Raw genomic sequence first — 20,974 nt, 5'->3', positions numbered from 1 at the left:
ATACTAAAATGTAATTAAAAACATATCTATCGATAACAATATTTTATATAAGAATTTTTTTACTATGAAAGTACAAAGTTTTATCGTTTATCACTATGTTAACATGTTGATAACAGTAGTTTATGTTTGTTGTTAGCGTTTGCGGTGTTAACTGGTCTGACGTTTTTGGTTTTGGTGTTTTTATCAATCTGTAAAAATATGTAATGAAACTGCAATAAAAGTCTGCTCTAATTTCAATCGAAATAAAAAACAGAGCAAATGGTTAACTTTTATATTGCATACAAAATAATAAGAATAAATAACAATTTTAACAAAATATAGGAATAACAGATGAAAACTCATCGTCTATCACATATAACTAGTGCGTTAGTCCTTGCGCTTGGACTTTCAACTTCAGCTTTGGCAAATACTACAACATCAGCCATAAAGGGGAACATTAGTGGTCCTAATGGTAATGCTGCAGTAGGTACGAAAATTACTATTGTTCACGTACCATCAGGAACGACTAAAACAGCTACAGTGAATAACTCAGGTCTTTTCACTGCAAAAGGTTTAAGAGTCGGTGGACCTTACAAAATCATTGTTGATTCAGGTCGATTTATGGACACTGAAGTAAATGATGTGTTCTTAACCTTGGGACAAACATTCCCGTTAAATGTTGCTTTAGAGTCTCAAAACCAGACAGAAGTTATCGAAGTTACTGGTAGATCGATTAATAAGTTTTCTACTGGCAATAGCCCAGCCGCTCATTTTAGTGCAGAAGATTTAGCTAATTTACCCGCGATTAACCGTGACCTTAAAGACATTGTACGTGTTGACCCACGTATTTATGTTGATGAAAGTAGAGATGATGCCATTCAATGTGGTGGTGGTAGCCCGCGATTTAACAGCTTAACGTTAGATGGCGCTCGCATGAATGATAACTTTGGTTTAAATGGTAATGGTTACCCAACGGTACGTGTGCCATTTTCATATGATTCAATTGACCAAGTATCCGTTGAATTAGCCCCATTTGATGTTAAATACGGCAGCTTCTCAGCTTGTAACATTAATGCGGTAACCAAGTCTGGTGGTAATGAAGTGCATGGTGGCATGTTCTTTGATTACACTGACGATTCAATGAAAGGCGATAAGGCCAAGGGTGAAGACATTCCCACCGGTGATTATAGTGAAAAACGTTATGGTTTTAATGTAGGTTTCCCACTTTTACAAGATACATTATTCGCCTTTGTTTCTTATGAAAAACTTGATGGAGCTGAAATATTTGAATATCCAGGTTTTGTTTCACAGCCTTCAGGTGACGATATAGGTAACGTTGTTTCTCAAGCCGATATTGACCGTATAACGCAAATAACTAAAGATGTTTATGGTTATAATGCTGGTGGTATGCCTGCGAGTATGCCGGTAGACGATGAAAAACTATTATTAAAGCTTGATTGGAATATCAATGAAGATCATCGTGCTAGTTTTGTTTACAACTACAACGATGGTTATAAATTATCTCAATCGGATGATTGGGCCGTGACTCTTGATAGTCATTATTATGAAAGAGGTGCTGAATTACAGTCTTTTGTAGGTGCATTATATTCTGACTGGAATGATAGTTTTTCAACTAAAGTCAGTGTTGGTAAAATGGATTTAGATAACCGCGCTCAGTCACTCGACTCGATGAGTGGCTTTGGTGAAGTACAAATTAGACATAATGGTAAAACTATTTTCTTAGGTCCTGATGATTCTCGTCAATCAAATGAGATGTACTGGGACAACATGACCTTTAAGTTTGATGCTAACTACTACTTAGACGACCACACTTTAACATTCGGTTATGAGTATGAAACCTTAACTGCATTTAACTTATTTATGCAGCACACTGATGGCGAATACAGATTTGGCTCTATCGATGAATATGAAGCGGGTGATGCAGACCGTGTGTATTACAACAACTCTGCGGGTACTAACAATCCAGCAGATGCTAGCCAAGAGTTTACTTATGATGTGCATACCTTCTACATGCAAGATGAGTATACCTTTACTGATATCGATGCAACGTTAACCTTCGGTTTCCGCTACGATATGTATACGAGCTCAGATGCACCGCGTTATAATGCGCAATTTGAAGAACGTTACGGTTTTGCTAACAACCATACTTTTGATGGGGTTGATTTATTCCAACCACGCGTTGGTTTTAGCTGGAATGTTGATGATAACTTATCTGTTCGAGCAGGTTTTGGTCTTTACTCAGGCGGTAACCCAAATGTTTGGTTATCAAATTCGTACTCTAACGATGGTTTAGTCCAAATTGGCACCAGAGCAAACGGCGTAAATGTTCTTACTGAGCCTACGATTGGTGGTGGTCTGCCAATTTATAACAACTTACAAAGCTTATATGATGAAGTTGCCGCATACCCTCCTGAAGGTGGTGATGGTGCGGTTAATGCCGTAGCTGCAGATTTTGAAATGCCATCTGAGTGGAAATACTCAATTGGTGCGACTTATATGACAGATGATGGTTATAACTTCACTGCTGATTTATTACTTAACCAAAAAGTTAACTCTGCTACGATTCAAGATGTTGGTCTTGAGTACTCTAGTCAGGTTGCACCTGATGGTCGCCCAATGTATCAAGAAGTTGCTACTGGCAATGGTAGTGGTAACTACGTATTAACTAACAGTGACAGTGACGGTAAAAGCACAGTTTTATCATTTGGTGTTAGTAAAGACTTTGACTTTGGCTTAAGTGCTACCTTTGGTTACTCGTTCACATCCTCTGAAGATGCTAACCCTATGACTAGCTCAGTTGCTGGTTCTAACTATGGTAATTTAGCCGCTACTGACGCGATTAACCCTAGCATGGCAACGTCTGATTACGAGATCCCACATCGCTTTACTATGGTGCTTAATTACGATATTGAATTAATTAATAACTTAAATACCCGTGTAAGCTTATTTGGTCAATCAAGTGCTGGACGACCTTACTCTTATACCTTCGATAGTGCCGATAGAGGCTTTGGTGATAGTAACTGGAATGGTTCACGTCAATTGTTGTATGTACCAACTACAGGGGAAGATCCTCTAGTTGAATATGGGCCTGATTTTGACAGAGCAGCATTTGATGCCTTTGTTTCATCTGAAGGTTTAGCACGTGGACAAATTCAAGAGCGTAACGAACATAATGCTGATTGGTGGACAACATTTGATTTGAAATTCACCCAAGAATTCCCTGGTTTCTCAGCAGACCATAAAGGTAGTGCTTTCCTTGTTATCAAAAACATCGGTAACATGATGAATGATGATTGGGGTGTCATGACTAAAGGTGGCTTCGTTGGTAACCGTATGGTTGAAATCTCAGGAAATGCTGATGGCCAGTACGTTTATGATAAATTTAATTCTGGTAACCAAGATCAAGAGATTCAAAATGCGGCATCCTTATGGCAAATTCGTGTTGGGGTAGACTATAAGTTCTAGTATGAACTAGCTTAACTCGGAAAGACGTCAAACCTAATAAGGCTGCTTTATTGCAGCCTTTTTTTTGTCAATTTTTCGCTAAATATATTTGCTATTCATCGTACTATATATCTTGACCATCTGGTCAGCAATGCTATGCTTAAACTATCAATAACGCTAGCAACCATGGAATACTATGAACGAAATAAAAACAGAATTACTCGATGAAGTAATCAAAGCTGCTAAAGCGTCTTATCAGTTGGCCTATGCCCCCTATAGTAACTTTCATGTTGGCGCTTCGGCGTTAACTGCAAAGGGCAATATAGTGCAAGGTTGCAATGTAGAAAATGCCTCATACGGTTTAACAGTTTGCGCAGAGCGTAACTGTATTAGTAATGCTGTAATTAGTGGCGAGCAGAATTTTCAAGTAATTGTTATTTACACCGAGCAAGATAAGTTAACGCCGCCTTGTGGAGCTTGTCGACAGGTGATAGCTGAGTTTTTTGAGCAATCAGCACCTGTCATTGCCGTTAACCATAAAAACGATCGAAAAGTGTGGACGGTACAGCAATTATTACCCGATGCATTCACGCCAAAAGATTTATTAGACTTATAAGGATTTAACTAATGACACTAAGCAATAAAATTATCCCACAAGAAATTATTCGACTTAAACGTGACGGTAAAGTATTAAATGAACAAGCGATAAATGGCTTTGTTTCAGGCCTTGTTGATGGCAATTTTTCTGATAGCCAGGTTGGCGCAATGGCTATGGCTATATACCAAAATGGGATGACGGTTGATGAAAGAGTTAACTTTACCAAGGCCATGATGAACTCGGGAGATGTACTTAGCTGGGAAGGTTTTGACGGCCCAATTGTTGATAAACATTCTACTGGCGGAGTTGGTGATAAAGTAAGCTTTATGTTAGCTGCTATTGTTGCGGCTTGTGGTGGTTACGTACCAATGATTTCAGGTCGAGGGTTAGGGCATACAGGCGGTACAGCAGATAAACTAGAAAGCATTGCTGGATTTAATGTGCAACCAAGTATTAGTGAATTTAAGCGCATAGTTAAAGACGTTGGCGTTGCCATTATTTCGCAAACCGATAATTTAGCACCGGCAGATAAACGTTTATATTCAATTCGAGATGTTACTGCTACCGTTGAATCTATTCCGTTAATTACCGCATCAATTTTATCTAAAAAACTCTCTGCTGGGCTAGATGCTTTAGTGATGGATGTTAAGGTTGGTAATGGCGCTATGATGAATAATTTAACGGATGCTAAAGCACTTGCAGAGAGTATCGTCAATGTCGCTAATGGTGCTGGTGTTAAGACGCAGGCTATTATTACCGACATGAATCAAGTATTAGGCACTAGTGCTGGTAACGCGATTGAAATGTATGAAACGGCCAAATATTTAACCGGTAAACAGCGCGAGCCGAGATTACATCAAATAGTCAAAGCTCTGGCCAGTGCTATGCTTATTAATACTAACTTAGCTCGTGGTGAAAAAGATGCCGATGCAAAAATTGAACAAGTGCTTAGAACAGGTTTAGCCGCCGAAGTATTTGATCGCATGATTGCAGCATTAGGCGGGCCAACAAACTTTATTGAGCAACCGTGGGATAGCATGAACAAGGCAAATGTGATTATGGATGTTAAAGCTGCGCAGCATGGCTACATTGCACAAATGCATACCCGTGAAATTGGTATGTCGGTTGTCGGCTTAGGTGGTGGCAGAACCGCACCGACACAAAAAGTAGATCACACTGTTGGTTTTGATCGGATATTACCACTGGGAGTACAAGTAAACCGGGGAGAAGTGATTGCCCGTGTTCATGCTAAAGATGAAGACTCAGCCAATAGAGCAATAGAGCAATTTAATAATGCGCTTACCTACTCAGAAGAAAGTCCTGAATTGTCACCCGTGATATATTCGTAGTTGCAATAGCTAGAATTGGGTAACGACAGTATTAGCTAATGTTATTTTGGCTAATACACTGTTATATAAAAAACGCCTGATAACTTAGCTACCAGGCGTTTTGTTATAGAGCTAATTGAAGTATATTCAGGGGGGAAGTTATTGCCAAACAAGCTCCTTGAAATGGGCACGACAAAGCGGCTCATAGCGTTCATTACCGCCAACTTCAACTTGTTCTCCGCCGCGCACAACTTTACCATTAGCGTCTTGCCTGATGACAAAGTTAGCTTTTCGGCCACAGTGACAAATAGTTTTTAGTTCAACCAGTTTGTCAGCCCAAGCGAGAAGGGCAGCACTGCCTGAGAACGTTTGACCTAAAAAATCAGTGCGTATGCCATAAGCGAGTACTGGTATGTGCAAATGATCAACAATGTCAGTAAGCTGTTTGACCTGTTCTGTTGACAAAAACTGCGCTTCGTCAATGAGTACACAGTCAAGTTTTTGAGCTTGATTTTTCTGTTGTACATCTTTATATAGGTTGATTTCATCGTCAAACAAAAAGGCGTCGGCATCAATACCTAAGCGTGACGCTACTTTACCTTTGGCGAATCTATCGTCAATTTGAGCGGTGTAAATAGCCGTTGCTAAGCCACGTTCTTGGTAGTTATAGGAAGACTGTAACAGGTGGGTTGATTTGCCAGCATTCATCGATGAGTAATAAAAATAAAGTTGCGCCATGGTTTACTTCTTTGTTTTTAAAGGTGTGCATATGAGAGCATCATTGTAACGTTAGCCAGCAGCCAATTAATAGTTGTAGCAGTAATTAATTGCCTGCTTAGTGAATATTTAACACTTAATTAGTAATTACTTGGCTGAGTATTACTTTGGTGTCCTAGTGTCTCTAATAAACGGGTAAGTAAACTGCTAGCACCAAATCGAAAGTGATTAGAGTCTGCCCATTCATTACCTAATATACTATCCGCTAAATCAAGGTAAATAGCGGCATCTTCGGCGTTTTTTACTCCACCTGCGGGTTTAAAGCCAACTGAAGTGTTTTTTTGTTTTATAACTTCTAACATGATTTGTGCGGCGGTTGGCGTAGCATTTACTGGCACTTTACCTGTCGAGGTTTTAATAAAATCAGCACCGGCGTTAATAGCTATTTCACTGGCTTTTCGTATTAGCGCTTCAGATTTAAGCTCACCCGTTTCAATAATAACCTTCAACTTTGCAGAATTAGCACAAGCTTTTTTACATACCTTAACCATATCAAAGCCAATGTTTTCGTTGCCTTGCATTAAAGCACGGTAAGGGAATACCAAGTCAACTTCATCGGCGCCATAGGCTACCGCAGCATTTGTTTCGGCCAGAGCAATATCTATATCGTCATTGCCATGGGGGAAATTAGTCACAGTCGCTATTTTTACTTGCGGTGTTTGCTGCGCCTTTAGGGTTTTTTTAGCCAAAGGAATAAAACGCGGGAAAATACAAATAGCTGCGGTTTCGCCAGCAGGCGACTTTGCTTGTCGACACAGCTCAATAATCTCTTGTTCAGTTTCGGTATTGGTAAGGCTAGTTAAATCCATAAGTGACAGTGCACGTTGAGCAATTGCTTTTAAATCAGACATGATTTGGTGTTCCTAAATTTATTTTTACAAAGAGATGAATATGCCAGCAATTGCCGCACTCATTAAGTTTGCTAAGGTAGCAGCAAGCATTGCTCGCATACCTAGCCTAGCAATATCGTGGCGGCGACCTGGCGCCATAGAGCCAATACCACCCAGTAAAATTGCGATAGAAGATAAGTTGGCAAATCCACATAAAGCAAAAGTAACAATTGCTTGTGTCGCAGGGCTTAGGCTATCTCTTATTTCAACAAAATTAACGTAGGCAAAGAATTCATTGACGACAACTTTTTGACCTATAAAGCTACCCGCTTGCAACATTTCATGTGCAGGTACGCCGATAATATAGGCAAAAGGGGCAAACAGGTAACCTAAGAAAAACTCAATGGTGATATCTTCATAACCGAATAAACCAGAGATGCCACCGACAATAGTATTTAGTAAGGCAATTAAAGCGATAAAGGCGAGTAACATAGCGCCGACATTGACCGCTAATTTAAGTCCAGACGCTGCACCAGAAGCGGCGGCATCAATAACATTGGTAGGTTTGTCCTCATTGTCGTCATAATCGACAGGGTCTTTAACTATTTTGTCATGTTCTGTTTCAGGACAAATGATTTTAGCCATTAAGAGGCCACCAGGAGCAGCCATGAATGATGCCGCGATAAGGTACTTAAGGTCAATGCCCAGTCCGGCATAACCAGCAAGGATAGAGCCGGCAACAGAAGCTAAACCACCAACCATGATGGCAAATAATTCTGATTGAGTCATCTTTGCAATATAGGGGCGTATTATTAAAGGGGCTTCAGTTTGGCCGACAAAAATATTAGCTGTTGCTGAAAGTGACTCGGGCTTGCTGGTGCCTAAAAGTTTTTGTAAACCACCGCCAATTATTTTGATAACCCATTGCATCACGCCTAGGTAATACAGCACGGCAATTAAGGATGAAAAGAAAATTATATTGGGTAAAACTCTGATAGCAAAAACAAAACCAACACCATTTTCAAACATGGCGTCAGTGCCTAAACCACCGAAAAGAAAATTAATGCCAACTTTGGCGCTATCAATAACGCTTTGTACACCATTAGTCATCGACAGTAAAACGTCTTTGCCAAAAGGCACATATAAAACAAAGGCTCCAAGCAATATTTGCAGAGCAAAAGCTAGGCCGACTGTGCGTAAGTTAATAGATTTCTTACCACTTGATAAAGCGTAAGCAATTGCTAGCAATACGACTATACCTATAACACCTCTTAGAGCACTTAATTCCATGAATACCTCTTTTATTATAATAATATGGTTATTGTGGGGGTAGTTGCGAAAGTTGACGGATTTTTGCTTTGAGTACCTCAATTGCCATTCTATTTTTACCGCCTCGGGTGATGACAATATCGGCCCAAGCCTTTGATGGCTCTATGAATTGATGATACATAGGTCTAACCGTTGCTAAATATTGATTGGTAACAGATTCAATACTACGACTGCGCTCAACTAAGTCTCGCTTTATTCTTCTGATCAGGCAGATATCTAGAGGTGTATCCATATAGACTTTTATATCAAAACAATCTCGTAGCTCTTTATTCGACAGCAGCAAGATACCTTCAACTAGAATTATTTTTGTTGGTAAAAATTGTTTTGTTTCTTTGATACGTGTATGGGTTTTATAGCAATACACAGGACTGTGAATTGTTTCATTTTTATTAAGTTGTTTTAAGTGCTGCGACAATAGCTCATGTTCAAATGCATTGGGGTGATCATAGTTTGTCTGCTCGCGGTCGGACATAGATAAATGATATTGATCACGATAATAGGCATCTTCATAAATGATAGATATGCCATTCTCGCCAAGTTCAGTAACAAGTTCATCATGAATTGTTTGAGCAAAAAGTGTTTTCCCTGATGCTGATGGGCCAGCGATAGCAATAATGGTTGGTTTAATTGGTTTCAATGTTCAGCCTGTTGTCAGAGAAAATAATAATAATAAATACGAGTGTTATATCTGGCGCCTAGTACCTGTTGATTATCTACTGGTAACGGCTAAATCTCAGCTATATATAACTTTCAGTTCTGTAAGGTTAATAAACTATCTCGCAGAAAAATAATTAGCCAGTAGAAAATGCTTTATTTACCCTTATTTAGAAAGATGATAAATTAACACAACTTGACCAGATGGTCATATTTTTTGTTGGATTATTTTAATATTTGTTGTTTTTTGTAATTAAAAACTTAAAAAGGAAACATTATGGCTCGTGCAATTATTGTAGTTATTGATAGTTTTGGTATTGGTTATTCTCCTGATGCAGTTGATTTTGGTGATGTTGGCGCAAATACCTTAGCTAATTTATCTCGTGCATATTTTGAAGAAACAGGTAAAAGAATAGATTTACCCAATTTATCAGCCTTGGGATTAATCAAAGCTTGTCAGCAGGCATCTAATCAAGAATTTCCTTATCAAGGTCAAGAACCCAGTAAAGGTGCCTATGGTTTTGCACAAGAAATTAGTACAGGGAAAGATACGCCTAGCGGTCACTGGGAAATGGCAGGAGTTCCTGTACTTTTTGACTGGGGATATTTTACCAATAAAGACAATAGCTTTCCAAAATCATTAACTGACAGTATTAATCAAGCCACTGGCTTTGAAGGTATGTTGGGTAATTGTCATGCTTCGGGTACCGAAATTCTCAATCGTTTAGGTGAAGAACACATAAAAATAGGGTTACCTATTTGTTATACCTCGGCCGACAGTGTTTTTCAAATTGCAGCCCATGAAGAGCACTTTGGCTTAGATAACCTTTATAAATACTGTGAAACAGTTAGAGAATTACTCGGTGATTTAAATATCGGGCGCGTTATCGCTAGACCTTTTGTTGGTGATAACGCCGATAACTTTACTCGAACCGGTAACCGTAGAGATTATTCAGTGTTGCCACCAGCGCCAACCGTATTAGATAAAATATCAACAGCGGGTACTCATGTTATCAGTGTCGGTAAAATTGCAGATATCTTTGCTCATCAAGGCATTGATGAAAAAACAAAAGCAACGGGCTTAGATGCACTTTTTGATGCCACCTTAAACCATATCAATACCGCGCAAGATAACTCACTGATTTTCACTAATTTAGTTAATTTTGACCAAGATTTTGGTCACAGGCGCGATGCAGTCGGTTATGCCAGAGAGCTTGAGGCACTTGATTTGCGTATTCCTGAACTGCTTGGCGCGCTATCAGACGATGATGTACTTTTCCTAACTGCGGATCATGGCTGTGATCCGACATGGCCTGGCACTGAGCATACTCGAGAATATGTGCCTATTATTGCTTACCACAACAAGATTGATTCAGTAAACCTTGGCAACCGTACCACCTTTGCTGATTTAGGGCAGAGTATTGCTGAGCTTTTTAATGTTGAAGCCATGGATTATGGCACCAGTTTCTTGCCAGAGTTATTCAAAAAATAATGTCATGGTAAATATTTTTACTCGCGAATAAATAGTGTACTTAAACAGAGCGAGGCCTGAGAAAACCAGAACAGAATGAAAGTAAGATGAAACAAAAATAATAAAAATAATAAAAATAATAAAAATTAAATAAAGCACTAAAACAAACAAAACAAAAACTAGGGAGACAACTAATGAGAATATTTAAAAAAAATACGCTGTCGTTATGTGTACAAGCGTCAATATTTGCGGGTGTTGCCAGCATTTCTACCAGTGTTATAGCGGCAGATGAAGTAATTAAAGAAAAAGTTACTGGGATTGAAGTGATCCAAGTAACAGCACGGAAACGTGTTGAAAATGTACAAGAGGTTCCGGTTGCTGTAACGGCTTTACAAGGTGACACTCTAGATGCTTATAGCTCATCTGCTATGGATATTCGCTTTTTAAATGCAAAAATCCCTAGCCTTAGCGTCGAGTCCTCATTTGGTAGAACTTTTCCACGTTTTTATATGCGTGGTCTTGGTAATTCAGATTTTGATTTAAATGCTTCACAACCTGTTTCTTTGGTTGTCGATGGTGTTGTACAAGAAAATCCTATTTTAAAGGGGTTTCCTGCTTTTGATTTAGAGCGCATAGAAGTACTTGGCGGTCCACAAGGAACCTTGTTCGGCCGTAATACACCAGCAGGTTTAGTGAAATTTGATTCAGCCAAGCCAACTCAAGATTTGGATGGTTTCGTTTCTCTATCATACGGTAGTAAAAATACTACTGATTTACGTGGTGCAGTAGGTTTTGGCTTAACTGATAATTTATCAACCCGTGTTTCATTATTACGTCAAGACAGAGACAATTACATTGATAATAAAGCACCAGGCTTTGAACAAGATGACGTACTAGGTGGATATACAGACCAAGCTATGCGTATTCAGTTTTTATACGAAGGTGATGGTTTTAATGCTTTGTTTAATTACCATGCTAGAGATTTAGATGGTAAACCGGTAGCTTTTTACGCTAATGGTATTGAGTCAGGTAGTAACTCATTAGTGGATAACTTTAGCCGCGATACGGTTTATCATGACTCAGCATCCCGTTCTACTCAACAAGTTGAAACTGAAGGTGCTAGTTTCAACTTAGACTTTGATCTAGGTGACTATACGGTAACGTCAATTACTGGTTATGAAAGTCTTGAGTTCTTCTCGCGTGCTGATGTTGATGGTGGGTACGGCTGTAACGGTTTTGGTTGTCCTCCTGACTTTGAACCAAGCGGACCTGGAATCATTAATTTAAGTTCAGAAACAGCTGATGGTATACCGGAGCATAGTCAGTTAACTCAAGAATTACGTTTAACCAGTAATTTTGATGGTAATTTTAATTTTCAAGCGGGTGTATTCTACTTTTACGAAGATTTGACTATCGAAAGTTTCGCCTACGATGCATTATTTAGCGGTGGTACTCAAAGCGGTTATGTCATTCAAGAGCAAGAGACAACAGCTTGGGCGGTATTTAGTTCAGTTGATTATAGTTTCACCGAGAAAACGTCAGTTACCGTAGGTTTACGTTATTCAGATGATGAAAAAGACTATAATAATGAAAGAACGCAGTCTCCATTAGCTTTCTTCGGTGCACCCAATTACGCCGCTGGCGCGGTTTCTACTGATGATAGTCATGTAAGTTGGGATGTTAGTGTTTCTCATAAATATACTAATGATATTAACCTGTATGCTCGTGTAGCAGATACTTTCAGAGCACCAAGTATTCAAGGGCGTTCATTGTTTGCTTTTGATGATGGCATTTCTGTTGCCGACTCGGAAACTATTATTTCTTATGAAGCCGGTATTAAATCCGATATATTAGACAATATGGGCCGTATAAATGCCTCTGTTTTCTACTATGCAATGGATGACCAACAATTAACTTCAGTTGGTGGAGACAGCAATACAGCAAAATTACTAAACGCTAATGAAACTACGGGTTATGGTTTTGAAATTGACTCACAATTTGTACTCAATGAAAATTGGTTGGTTACAGCTAATGCAAGTTATAACCATACAGAGCTAAGCGATAATAGCTTATCTGTTCCTGTGTGTGCATCTTGTACTGTTACATCACCAGTAAATGGTGCTGGACAAGCCATTGTTGATGGCAATAGCTTACCGCACGCACCAGAATGGATCTTTAACTTTACTGCTCGTTATAACGTTGAAATTGCTGATGGCGAGTTCTACGCATACACTGATTGGTCTTATCGTGATGAGATCAGCTTTTTCTTATATAACTCTGTTGAATTTACTGGAAAATCTTTATTTGAAGGTGGTTTGAGAACTGGTTATACATGGGGTGGTGATGATAAGGACTATGAAGTAGCTTTGTTTGTAAGAAACCTAACCGATGAGCAACAAGCCATTGGCGCGGTTGATTTTACCAACAATGCCGCCATTGTGAATGAAGAACGTTTTATTGGCGCTGAGTTTAAAGTCAATTTCTTTTAGAGTTATACACTCTAAGCTATTAGGTAAAAGCAATAAAAAAGGGTTAGCACTATGCTAACCCTTTTTGTGTGATTAAATCAGATTTAGAGAAAGTATTACAATAGGCTTTCTAGGGTAATTTCCATCATATCTTTGAACGTTGTTTGTCGCTCTTGTGCAGTGGTTTGCTCACCGGTTTTAATATGATCACTAACAGTTAATACGGTTAGTGCTTTCTTACCGTATTCAGCGGCAACACCATAAAGGCCTGCAGCTTCCATTTCTACCGCTAAAACACCATATTTTTCCAAGGTGGCAAATATTTCAGGTTGCGGTGTATAAAATAAATCAGCGGTGAAGATATTACCCACATGCACAGCTTTACCCAGTTTTTCTGCCGTATCGACAACACTTTTTAGTAAAGAAAAATCGGCACAAGCAGCAAAATCGACATTATTAATTCTTTGTCGGTTTACGTTTGAGTCTGTGCTGGCAGCCATGCCAATAACAATATCACGTATCTTGATATCATCCCGCACAGCGCCACAAGAGCCGATACGAATGATCTTTTCAACACCATAGTCTTTATAAAGTTCAGTGGCATAAATGGATATACTTGGTACACCCATGCCTGAGCCCATAACAGAGATTCTTTTTCCTTTATAAGTCCCCGTGTAACCAAACATGTTACGCACTTTAGTGACGCACTTTACGTCATCGAGGAAATTATCGGCAATAAATTTGGCTCTAAGGGGGTCGCCTGGCATTAACACTGTTTCAGCGAAATCACCGGCTTGCGCTTCGATATGAGGGGTTGGCATAAGAGTTATCCTTTTAAGGTTGTAGCCCAGTAAGTTTCTAGCCAGAACAGAATCATTCATACTGCTATCAAGGATTTTTTACTGATAAAATTGAGATTTATTTTTCTATCTGCACTATTTATCAATGCTTGAATAAATAGTGCATTAATAATAATGCTAACCAGTTAATCGTTCAAGTTGCTAATGTGATGCTAAGCAACTTAAATTGATAATCAACACATTACTAATGGTAACTAAAACTAATACAAACTAAGCTGTAGTTTAAGTGTGTACTAAATTATTGCGCCGCATTTTACTAAATATTGAGCAATGTCTGCTTTTCCTTTTCAGATAAAAAGCTCATTTGTACAGCATTACGTTGTAGTTTATTTATTTGTTCAGCATTAAGCCCAAGTACTTTACGGGCAACTTCAAACTCACCAGCTAGTTCAATGTTTTCAACCGCAGGGTCATCGGTATTTAAACACACCAATAAATCGTTTGCTAAAAAGGTTTTTACGGGATGTTTTGATAAGTCTTTGATAGTGCCTGTTTGGTAATTAGAGGTAAGGCAAGACTCAAGACTAATTTGATGATCGCGCATATAATCCATTAATTTTTGATCTTTAGCGCAAGCAACACCATGACCGATACGTGTAGCACCTAATTTTTCAATGGCATGCCATACACTCTCAGGGCCTGCTGCTTCACCGGCGTGAACACTAACATTCAAACCTGCATCTCTTACTTGTTTGAAGTGACTTTCAAACAGAGTACCGGGAAAATTGTATTCATCGCCAGCAAGATCTACCGCAACTAAATCATTTTTATAAGCAAGTAGGGCGTTTAGTTCGCTTTGACAATGTTCAACACCAAAAGTACGGCTTAAAATGCCCATTAAATTAATTTTAGTAGATAATTTATTTCTGCCCTGATTTACCCCTTCAATAATGGCTTCAACCACACCTTCAATTGGCAGGTTGTGAGTCATGGCGATGTAATAAGGTGAAAATCGTAATTCGGCATAATCAATGTTTGCATTAAAGACATCTTCAACATTCTCAAAGCCAATACGAACAACATCATCAAGGGATTTTAACACACCAACACCCCAATCTAGTTTTTTCAAAAAGGCAAGCAAATCAGCTTCACTGTCCGTGATTTGTACATGAGGAATAAACGACTCGAAATTGTCAGTAGGCAATTTAATATTATTTTGTTGTGCTAGCTGCCAAATAGTCGCTGGGCGAATGTTGCCATCTAAATGTCGATGTAAATCAACGAGGGGAAGTTGTTTGTTGAACATGTTAAAAAGGTCCTAGTTGTGAAAATTTAGGTGGAAAACTCTTTATTATAATTATAGATATTACCCACTGTATTACCTGTTCACTTAAGTCTATGGCAAAGACTCTATTAGAAGTGAGCATGATCTCAGTTATAGCCTAAAGCTTGAGTTGAACTGATATTGGACAATGGTCACTTAAATTCCGTGATAATTTTTTGGTGTACTTTTCTTTAAAAACCAATTGCTTAAATGAGTTATCAATATATTTTGTTTTAGCTTTAGGGCTAAAAATAATATGATCGATATAGTCTTTATAATAGCCGTCCCAACAGTCTGAATTAATAGTCATCGTTGGTGTCCAAAGTGCGGATTGACCTTCATCATTTAATGCTTGCCATAAACCCTGGTCTTCCGAGTATTTTAAGGAAATATCCTGAGAAAATCGGCGATTAAAATCACCTAATATAATATAAGCTGAGTTTTGCTCTGCATGTAAATTAATCCATTGCTCTAAAGGCTCTATTTGTTTGTTGAGTTTATCACAGGCCTCTTTACGTCTTACTTCTTTATCACTTTTACTTGGCATTGCATTTATGCTGCTCTTATCTAATGGATTAGCAAAACACCCTGATTTTAAATGTACCGCAAGTAGGTGCAATGTTTTATCGTTTTTGGTGAGTGTTATATCCATTCCATGGCGTACCTTGCCAATATCTAATGCTTTATACTCTTTTGCTTTAACACTAAAATCTTGAGATTTTTTTACCGCGACACCAACACGTTGTACCCAGTCTTTAGTCGAAAAGTAATAATCATAATCATCACCAAAAACTTTCCGTGCCCAATACTCACTTTCAACTTCTTGCAATGCAATTACATCAGCATTTAACTGTTTAGCATACAGGGCTAATTGCTGGTAATCAGCTTCGCTGCGTTGATTATATTCATGAGATCCTAACCAAGCGATGTTCCATGAAGCAATTTTCACTTCATCGGCTTGTGTATTAAAGCTACTCATTAGCGGCATAATTAGTGCTAGGGCTGTTAATATCGAGTTTTTCATCAAGACTTCTCTGTTAAATTTAACGTTTAACGCCAATATGAACTAGCAGTTAAATATATATAATGCATTTACCTGACCAAATGGTCTGTTTTGAGTTGAGACATTACACACTTATAGGTTAAGACACAAGCTGAATGAAAAAGTATACTGCGCGAGGCTCCATTAATTTACACAACCAATACTAGGAAAGTCAGGGTTGAGTAGAGCGTTTATAATAAAGGGATTGTCAGATGATTTTTTATTAAAGGTTACTTTAGTTGCATCAAGATATCGATAGTCACCTGCGGCATTTAAATGCCATAGATTATCTTCTAATTTTTCAAAACAAAATGCTCCGGTATCACCATGGCTAATGAGTATTGGTTTCTTGATTCGTTTGGCTAGGTCTTTAAATGCTTGACGATAAACAGTAAAAGCATCACATGTTTTTATAGGTGTATTATCACAAGCCTCACTTTCTAAGACTGACTTTTGATATATATCCGCTTGAAAGCCAATAATTAAAGCATCAAAGTTTTTTGCTTCTTCTTCAATTTTTTTGAGCCAGATAAGGTTTAAATCATCTCGTTTATCAACTTTTTTAAGAGCGATTTTTTGTTGTGATTTTTCGATTTGAACTCGACCGTTACTGGTACCAACAAGGTGTATGGTACTTATTGCTAACCTGTCATTAATCCACAATGTATTTTCTACTTGCGCTTTTTGTGAAGTAATCGCCTTTAAATTGTCTGTTAATAGCGGTGAAGTCTGGTACATCAACTTTATTAAATATTCTAATCGTTCTAATTCATCAAAACTATAAGCTAGCGATGCTCTATCACAATCTGTCCAATCATTGTCTCCGGGGGTATAAATAATTCTACCTGGGTAGATTTGAGTTAATAGGGCTTTATGCTCTTTTAGTAGGGTGTTAGTACAAGACTTACCACCACTTTTATAGTCACCTAGGTGCATAACTACACTGGGACTTATTTCATTAATCAAACGATATAAATTACCATTAGGCCCTTGCAGCATGGTTTTTTCTTTATCGCTGTAGGGGGTATCGGCCAGTATAACGATAGTTTGCGCGCATAGTGCAGAGCTAGCGGTGCTGAAAAATAAAAATACTAGGTAGGAGCACCTTTTTTGCCATAAATTAATGATGAAAATCATCTGTAACCACTTCAAAAGAAAATAATAAAAGTTAAGCTATCTAATGACAGTTATTTTTGCAAGTCTACTTTGATATTTTAAATGACCATTCGGTCAGGTTTTTATCATTAGGCGGTTGAACAAAATTAATAAAAGAGTAAAATCTCATCATTAGGGCAAAGAATATGTTTAAAGAGAGAGCAGATTATGCAAGTACAAGTGGTCGATTACACCGCCAAAGAAGCGGCAGAAAAATTTGTCAAAAGTTTACATGAAACCGGTTTTGGTGTGCTTATTAATCATCCAATAAAACAAGGTTTAGTTGAGTCAATTTACCAGAGCTGGCAGGCGTTTTTTTTAAGCGAAGAGAAACACGCATTTGCTTTTGATCCAGAGAGGCAAGATGGTTATTTTTCTACTGAGATATCTGAAACGGCAAAAGGTCATAGTCAAAAAGATATTAAGGAATATTATCATGTTTACCCTTGGGGACGTATCCCTGCACAACTCGAAGCTGAAATTCTGGAATATTATCGGTTAACATCTGAGCTTGCTGCTGAGTTACTTGACTGGGTAGAAGCCCACAGTCCAGCAGATGTGGCGTGCAAGTATTCACAAGCGTTATCTCTTATGATTAAAGATACTCCAAATACCTTATTGCGCATATTGCATTACCCACCGCTGACGGGCAGTGAAGAAGCGGGTGCCGTTCGAGCTGCTGCTCATGAAGATATTAATTTACTGACTATATTGCCTGCAGCCAATGAGCCAGGCCTGCAAGTGCAAGATCAAGATGGCCAGTGGATGGATGTGCCGTCTGACTTTGGTAATCTTATTATTAATATTGGTGATATGTTACAAGAAGCCTCGGCTGGTTACTTTCCATCGACAAGTCATCGTGTTATCAACCCTACGGGTAAGGGCAGTGATAAGTCTCGAATTTCTTTACCTTTATTTTTGCATCCTCGCAGTGAAGTGGTTTTATCTGAAAATCATACTCAAGCCAGTTATTTACTCGAGCGTTTACGAGAGTTAGGGGTAAAAGCTTAACCCTCTACGTTTTAACAGGTATACATATTAAGCCGATAAGTGCAGTCACTTATCGGCTTTTTTATTATGAAACTAATTGCGCTAATAAGTTACTGTTTTAAGCACTAACTTTGGGTATCATAACTACCTATTCGATTGATTAACTCAATACTCGAAATATCCAGTAGGCAATGATAACAATGAAATTAAACTGTGATTTAGGTGAAAGCTTTGGTGCATGGACTATGGGGCTTGATAGTGAGGTGATGCCTTATATTGATCAAGCTAATATTGCTTGTGGCTTTCATGGTGGTGATCCGTTAGTGATGCAAAAGACATTGGCACTGGCTAAACAATATCAAGTAAGTGTTGGTGCGCACCCAAGCTACCCTGATTTGGTTGGTTTTGGTCGTCGTTCAATGGCTTGTTCATCCGAGCAGATTATAGCGCTTATACATTATCAAGTGGCAGCATTGGATGGCATGGCAAAGGTTCAAGGGTTAACAGTCGATTATGTAAAACCCCATGGTGCGCTTTATAACGACATGATGGTTAAACCAGAAGTGTTTAATGCCATTTTAACGGCACTTGCTCAATACCCGAAAAAGCTTACTTTGATGTTACAAGCGACAGCAGACCTTGCGGAATATAAAAAACAGGCGAGTAAATTAGGGGTTGATGTTTATAGTGAAGCTTTTGCCGATCGTTGTTATGACGATAAAGGCAGGTTATTAGCCCGCAGCCAAGCTGGCGCTGTGTTAACTAAACCGGCGATGTTAGCGCAAGTTAAGCAACTATCAGAGCAAGGTAGCGTTACTACCATCTCAGGTAAAGTACTCAAGTTAAGTGTTGATAGTTTATGTGTACATGGCGACAACATTTCTGCTGTACAGGCAATTCGCGAAATTAAAGACTTGATGCGCTGATGTCAACGCAGATAAATGACCATATTCACCTAGAAGTTGCTGGTGAGAATGCTTTAATGCTTTATTTTGTTGATGAGAGTCGATCGTCGTCAATCATCAAAGCTGATAAAGTGACTGATGATATAAGCAGTAATGTTCAACATGCGGCTAAGCTGATCCGTCAACATTTATCAGCAGATATTATCGATCTTATCCCATCATATGCCTCTATTTTAGTGATGTTTAACTTATTAGAAACTGATCATCATCACTTACGTAACAAGCTGAAAAAACTATTAAGGCAATGCGGCGGCACAAAGAACAAGCAGGGCAGATTAATTGAGCTACCCGTTTATTATTCACTGACGTCGGGCATGGATTTAGAACGTATTGCCAAGCACGCAAAATTAACTGTCGAGCAAGTGATTGCTTTACATCAAAACCATGAATATCGCGTTTATGCTATCGGTTTTGCACCGGGCTTTGCTTATTTAGGTGAGGTTGAGCAGCGTATCGCGACACCAAGATTAGCCACGCCTCGTTTAAAAGTCCCTAAAGGGGCTGTCGCCATTGCAGATAGACAAACTGCCGTTTATCCTGCCCAATCCCCAGGCGGTTGGAATATCATAGGTTTGTGCCCCACAGATATGTTTAATGCCCAAGCAATGCCAACCATGCCTGTTGAAGTAGGTGATAGAGTGAGGTTTGTTGGTATCGATAAACAGGAATATCTTGATCTAGGTGGTGTCTTATCTAACTTAGTTAATGATAGTGAAGACTAAGACTAAGACTAAGACTAAGTGAATATTAATGTGGAATTGATAAAGTGAAAAGTCACAACAAAAGCACAGGCGCTACGAGTAATGCAAATGAAACCGCTTTAGGGCTTTTAGTTACTAATGCTGGCGTATTGAGCTTAATTCAAGATGCTGGCCGATATGGAGCGTTTAATTTAGGCCTGACTAATGGCGGCCCAGCAGACCCGTTAGCTTTTTATTGGGCTAATAAGTTGTGTGGTAACGCGCTTAATACAACAAGCATTGAAATCAGTTTGGGCGGCTTAGAGTTATTAGCCCAAGTAAATTGCGTTATTGCCGTGACTGGCGCCGCTATGCCACTGACAATTAATGGTCACAAAAAACTACTTTGGCGAAGTTATTTAATAAAAGCTGGCGATAAGATTAACTTAGGTTATACATCTCAGGGAGTTCGTTGTTATTTGGCCGTGGCAGGAGGTTTTGATATAAAACCAAGTTTCGGTAGCACGGCAACCGTATGTCGAGAGTCGGTAGGTGGCATTAATGGTGATAAAATCGTTACCGATGACCTATTGCCCTGCCAAGCAATTGATAAATCAAGGAGTCAGCTGAAATTGTTAATGTTAGCTGAACATGGGCAGCCAAAGTACTCGAATGAAGTAGTGTTACGTACTATCTTGAGTTATCAGCATCAAAGTTTTTCAGCGATAGGTAAAAGACTCTTTTTTTCATGTCAATACCACGTAAGTAAACACTGGGATCGTATGGGATATCGTTTACAAGGACGAGCAATAAAGCCAGCGCTTGATGGTATTTTGTCGGAAGGTATTTGTTATGGCGCGGTGCAACTACCTGCGGATGGTCAACCCATTATTTTACTAAATGATAGGCAGACTATTGGTGGTTACCCTAAGATTGGTGCTGTTATCTCACAAGATTGCGCAAAACTTTCGCAATTACGCCAAGGGGATAGTGTGCGTTTTGAGCCTATTTCTATGTCACAGGCAGATAACCTCTTTCATCTTAATATAAGTCGTTTAAAACAAACCCAGCTTATCAGCTGCAATTAAATGAATCTCGAAAATTTTATATTAAAAAGGC

At 38.8% G+C, this 20,974-nt stretch carries 17 protein-coding genes; 9 read left to right on the top strand and 8 right to left on the bottom strand.

Annotation, left to right across the window (positions count from 1 at the left end; translation table 11 throughout):
• Positions 1–330: 330 nt before the first annotated feature.
• The 3 genes from GAB14E_RS04810 to deoA all read left to right on the top strand — a co-directional run bounded on the left by GAB14E_RS04810 (position 331) and on the right by deoA (position 5,391).
• Entirely contained in the window at positions 331–3,465 is a 3,135-nt protein-coding gene (locus tag GAB14E_RS04810; RefSeq protein ID WP_033083729.1) for a TonB-dependent receptor, read from the top strand.
• Positions 3,466–3,640: 175 nt separating this feature from the next.
• Positions 3,641–4,060: a cytidine deaminase gene (gene cdd, locus GAB14E_RS04815; RefSeq protein ID WP_033083728.1), complete on the top strand. Its 420-nt coding sequence runs from the start codon at positions 3,641–3,643 to the stop codon at positions 4,058–4,060.
• 11 nt (positions 4,061–4,071) lie between these two features.
• Positions 4,072–5,391, top strand: coding sequence for a thymidine phosphorylase (gene deoA / locus GAB14E_RS04820; protein WP_033083727.1), 1,320 nt, complete (start codon positions 4,072–4,074; stop codon positions 5,389–5,391).
• 138 nt (positions 5,392–5,529) lie between these two features.
• Here deoA and GAB14E_RS04825 read toward each other — a convergent pair whose 3' ends face one another.
• The 4 genes from GAB14E_RS04825 to udk form a co-directional block, all read right to left on the bottom strand.
• Positions 5,530–6,108: a thymidine kinase gene (locus GAB14E_RS04825; RefSeq protein WP_033083726.1), complete on the bottom strand. Its 579-nt coding sequence runs from the start codon at positions 6,106–6,108 to the stop codon at positions 5,530–5,532.
• A 119-nt stretch (positions 6,109–6,227) separates the two neighbouring features.
• Positions 6,228–6,998 carry a deoxyribose-phosphate aldolase gene (gene deoC / locus GAB14E_RS04830; RefSeq protein WP_033083725.1) on the bottom strand — a complete coding sequence of 257 codons (771 nt, stop codon included), beginning with the start codon at positions 6,996–6,998 and terminating at the stop codon, positions 6,228–6,230.
• Positions 6,999–7,022: 24 nt separating this feature from the next.
• Complete coding sequence (locus tag GAB14E_RS04835) at positions 7,023–8,267, bottom strand: NupC/NupG family nucleoside CNT transporter (RefSeq protein ID WP_033083724.1); 1,245 nt, start codon at positions 8,265–8,267, stop codon at positions 7,023–7,025.
• Between the two features lie 28 nt (positions 8,268–8,295).
• Entirely contained in the window at positions 8,296–8,943 is a 648-nt protein-coding gene (gene udk, locus GAB14E_RS04840) for a uridine kinase (protein WP_414734067.1), read from the bottom strand.
• A 294-nt stretch (positions 8,944–9,237) separates the two neighbouring features.
• On the opposite strand from udk, the gene GAB14E_RS04845 reads away from it, so the two are divergent.
• Positions 9,238–10,452 (top strand): phosphopentomutase, encoded by a 1,215-nt coding sequence (locus tag GAB14E_RS04845; protein ID WP_033083723.1) that lies wholly within the window; start codon positions 9,238–9,240, stop codon positions 10,450–10,452.
• Between the two features lie 173 nt (positions 10,453–10,625).
• The gene (locus GAB14E_RS04850) at positions 10,626–12,920 is read left to right on the top strand and encodes a TonB-dependent receptor (protein ID WP_033083722.1); all 2,295 of its coding nucleotides are present in this window, start codon (positions 10,626–10,628) and stop codon (positions 12,918–12,920) included.
• A 95-nt stretch (positions 12,921–13,015) separates the two neighbouring features.
• Here the strand turns inward: GAB14E_RS04850 and deoD are convergent, their stop codons facing one another.
• The 4 genes from deoD to GAB14E_RS04870 form a co-directional block, all read right to left on the bottom strand.
• Complete coding sequence (gene deoD, locus GAB14E_RS04855) at positions 13,016–13,720, bottom strand: purine-nucleoside phosphorylase (protein WP_033083721.1); 705 nt, start codon at positions 13,718–13,720, stop codon at positions 13,016–13,018.
• A 295-nt stretch (positions 13,721–14,015) separates the two neighbouring features.
• Positions 14,016–15,005, bottom strand: coding sequence for an adenosine deaminase (add, locus tag GAB14E_RS04860; protein WP_033083720.1), 990 nt, complete (start codon positions 15,003–15,005; stop codon positions 14,016–14,018).
• Between the two features lie 136 nt (positions 15,006–15,141).
• The gene (locus tag GAB14E_RS04865; RefSeq protein ID WP_033083719.1) at positions 15,142–16,047 is read right to left on the bottom strand and encodes an endonuclease/exonuclease/phosphatase family protein; all 906 of its coding nucleotides are present in this window, start codon (positions 16,045–16,047) and stop codon (positions 15,142–15,144) included.
• A gap of 162 nt (positions 16,048–16,209) precedes the next feature.
• Positions 16,210–17,202, bottom strand: coding sequence for a hypothetical protein (locus GAB14E_RS04870; protein WP_231562088.1), 993 nt, complete (start codon positions 17,200–17,202; stop codon positions 16,210–16,212).
• A gap of 186 nt (positions 17,203–17,388) precedes the next feature.
• Between GAB14E_RS04870 and GAB14E_RS04875 the strand changes: the two genes are divergently transcribed.
• The 4 genes from GAB14E_RS04875 (at position 17,389) to GAB14E_RS04890 (ending at position 20,943) form a co-directional block, all read left to right on the top strand.
• Entirely contained in the window at positions 17,389–18,231 is an 843-nt protein-coding gene (locus tag GAB14E_RS04875) for an isopenicillin N synthase family dioxygenase (RefSeq protein WP_033083718.1), read from the top strand.
• A gap of 179 nt (positions 18,232–18,410) precedes the next feature.
• Positions 18,411–19,136, top strand: coding sequence for a 5-oxoprolinase subunit PxpA (locus GAB14E_RS04880; protein ID WP_033083717.1), 726 nt, complete (start codon positions 18,411–18,413; stop codon positions 19,134–19,136).
• Positions 19,136–19,897 carry a 5-oxoprolinase subunit PxpB gene (gene pxpB / locus GAB14E_RS04885; RefSeq protein WP_033083716.1) on the top strand — a complete coding sequence of 254 codons (762 nt, stop codon included), beginning with the start codon at positions 19,136–19,138 and terminating at the stop codon, positions 19,895–19,897. Before GAB14E_RS04880 ends, pxpB begins: the two co-directional genes overlap by 1 nt.
• Positions 19,898–19,941: 44 nt before the next feature.
• The gene (locus GAB14E_RS04890; RefSeq protein ID WP_081967876.1) at positions 19,942–20,943 is read left to right on the top strand and encodes a 5-oxoprolinase subunit C family protein; all 1,002 of its coding nucleotides are present in this window, start codon (positions 19,942–19,944) and stop codon (positions 20,941–20,943) included.
• The last annotated feature ends 31 nt before the right edge of the window (positions 20,944–20,974 follow it).

This window comes from Colwellia psychrerythraea, assembly GCF_000764185.1.
GTDB classification, from domain to species: Bacteria; Pseudomonadota; Gammaproteobacteria; order Enterobacterales; family Alteromonadaceae; genus Colwellia; species Colwellia psychrerythraea_B.
This window is presented reverse-complemented; position numbering and strand designations above follow the sequence as displayed.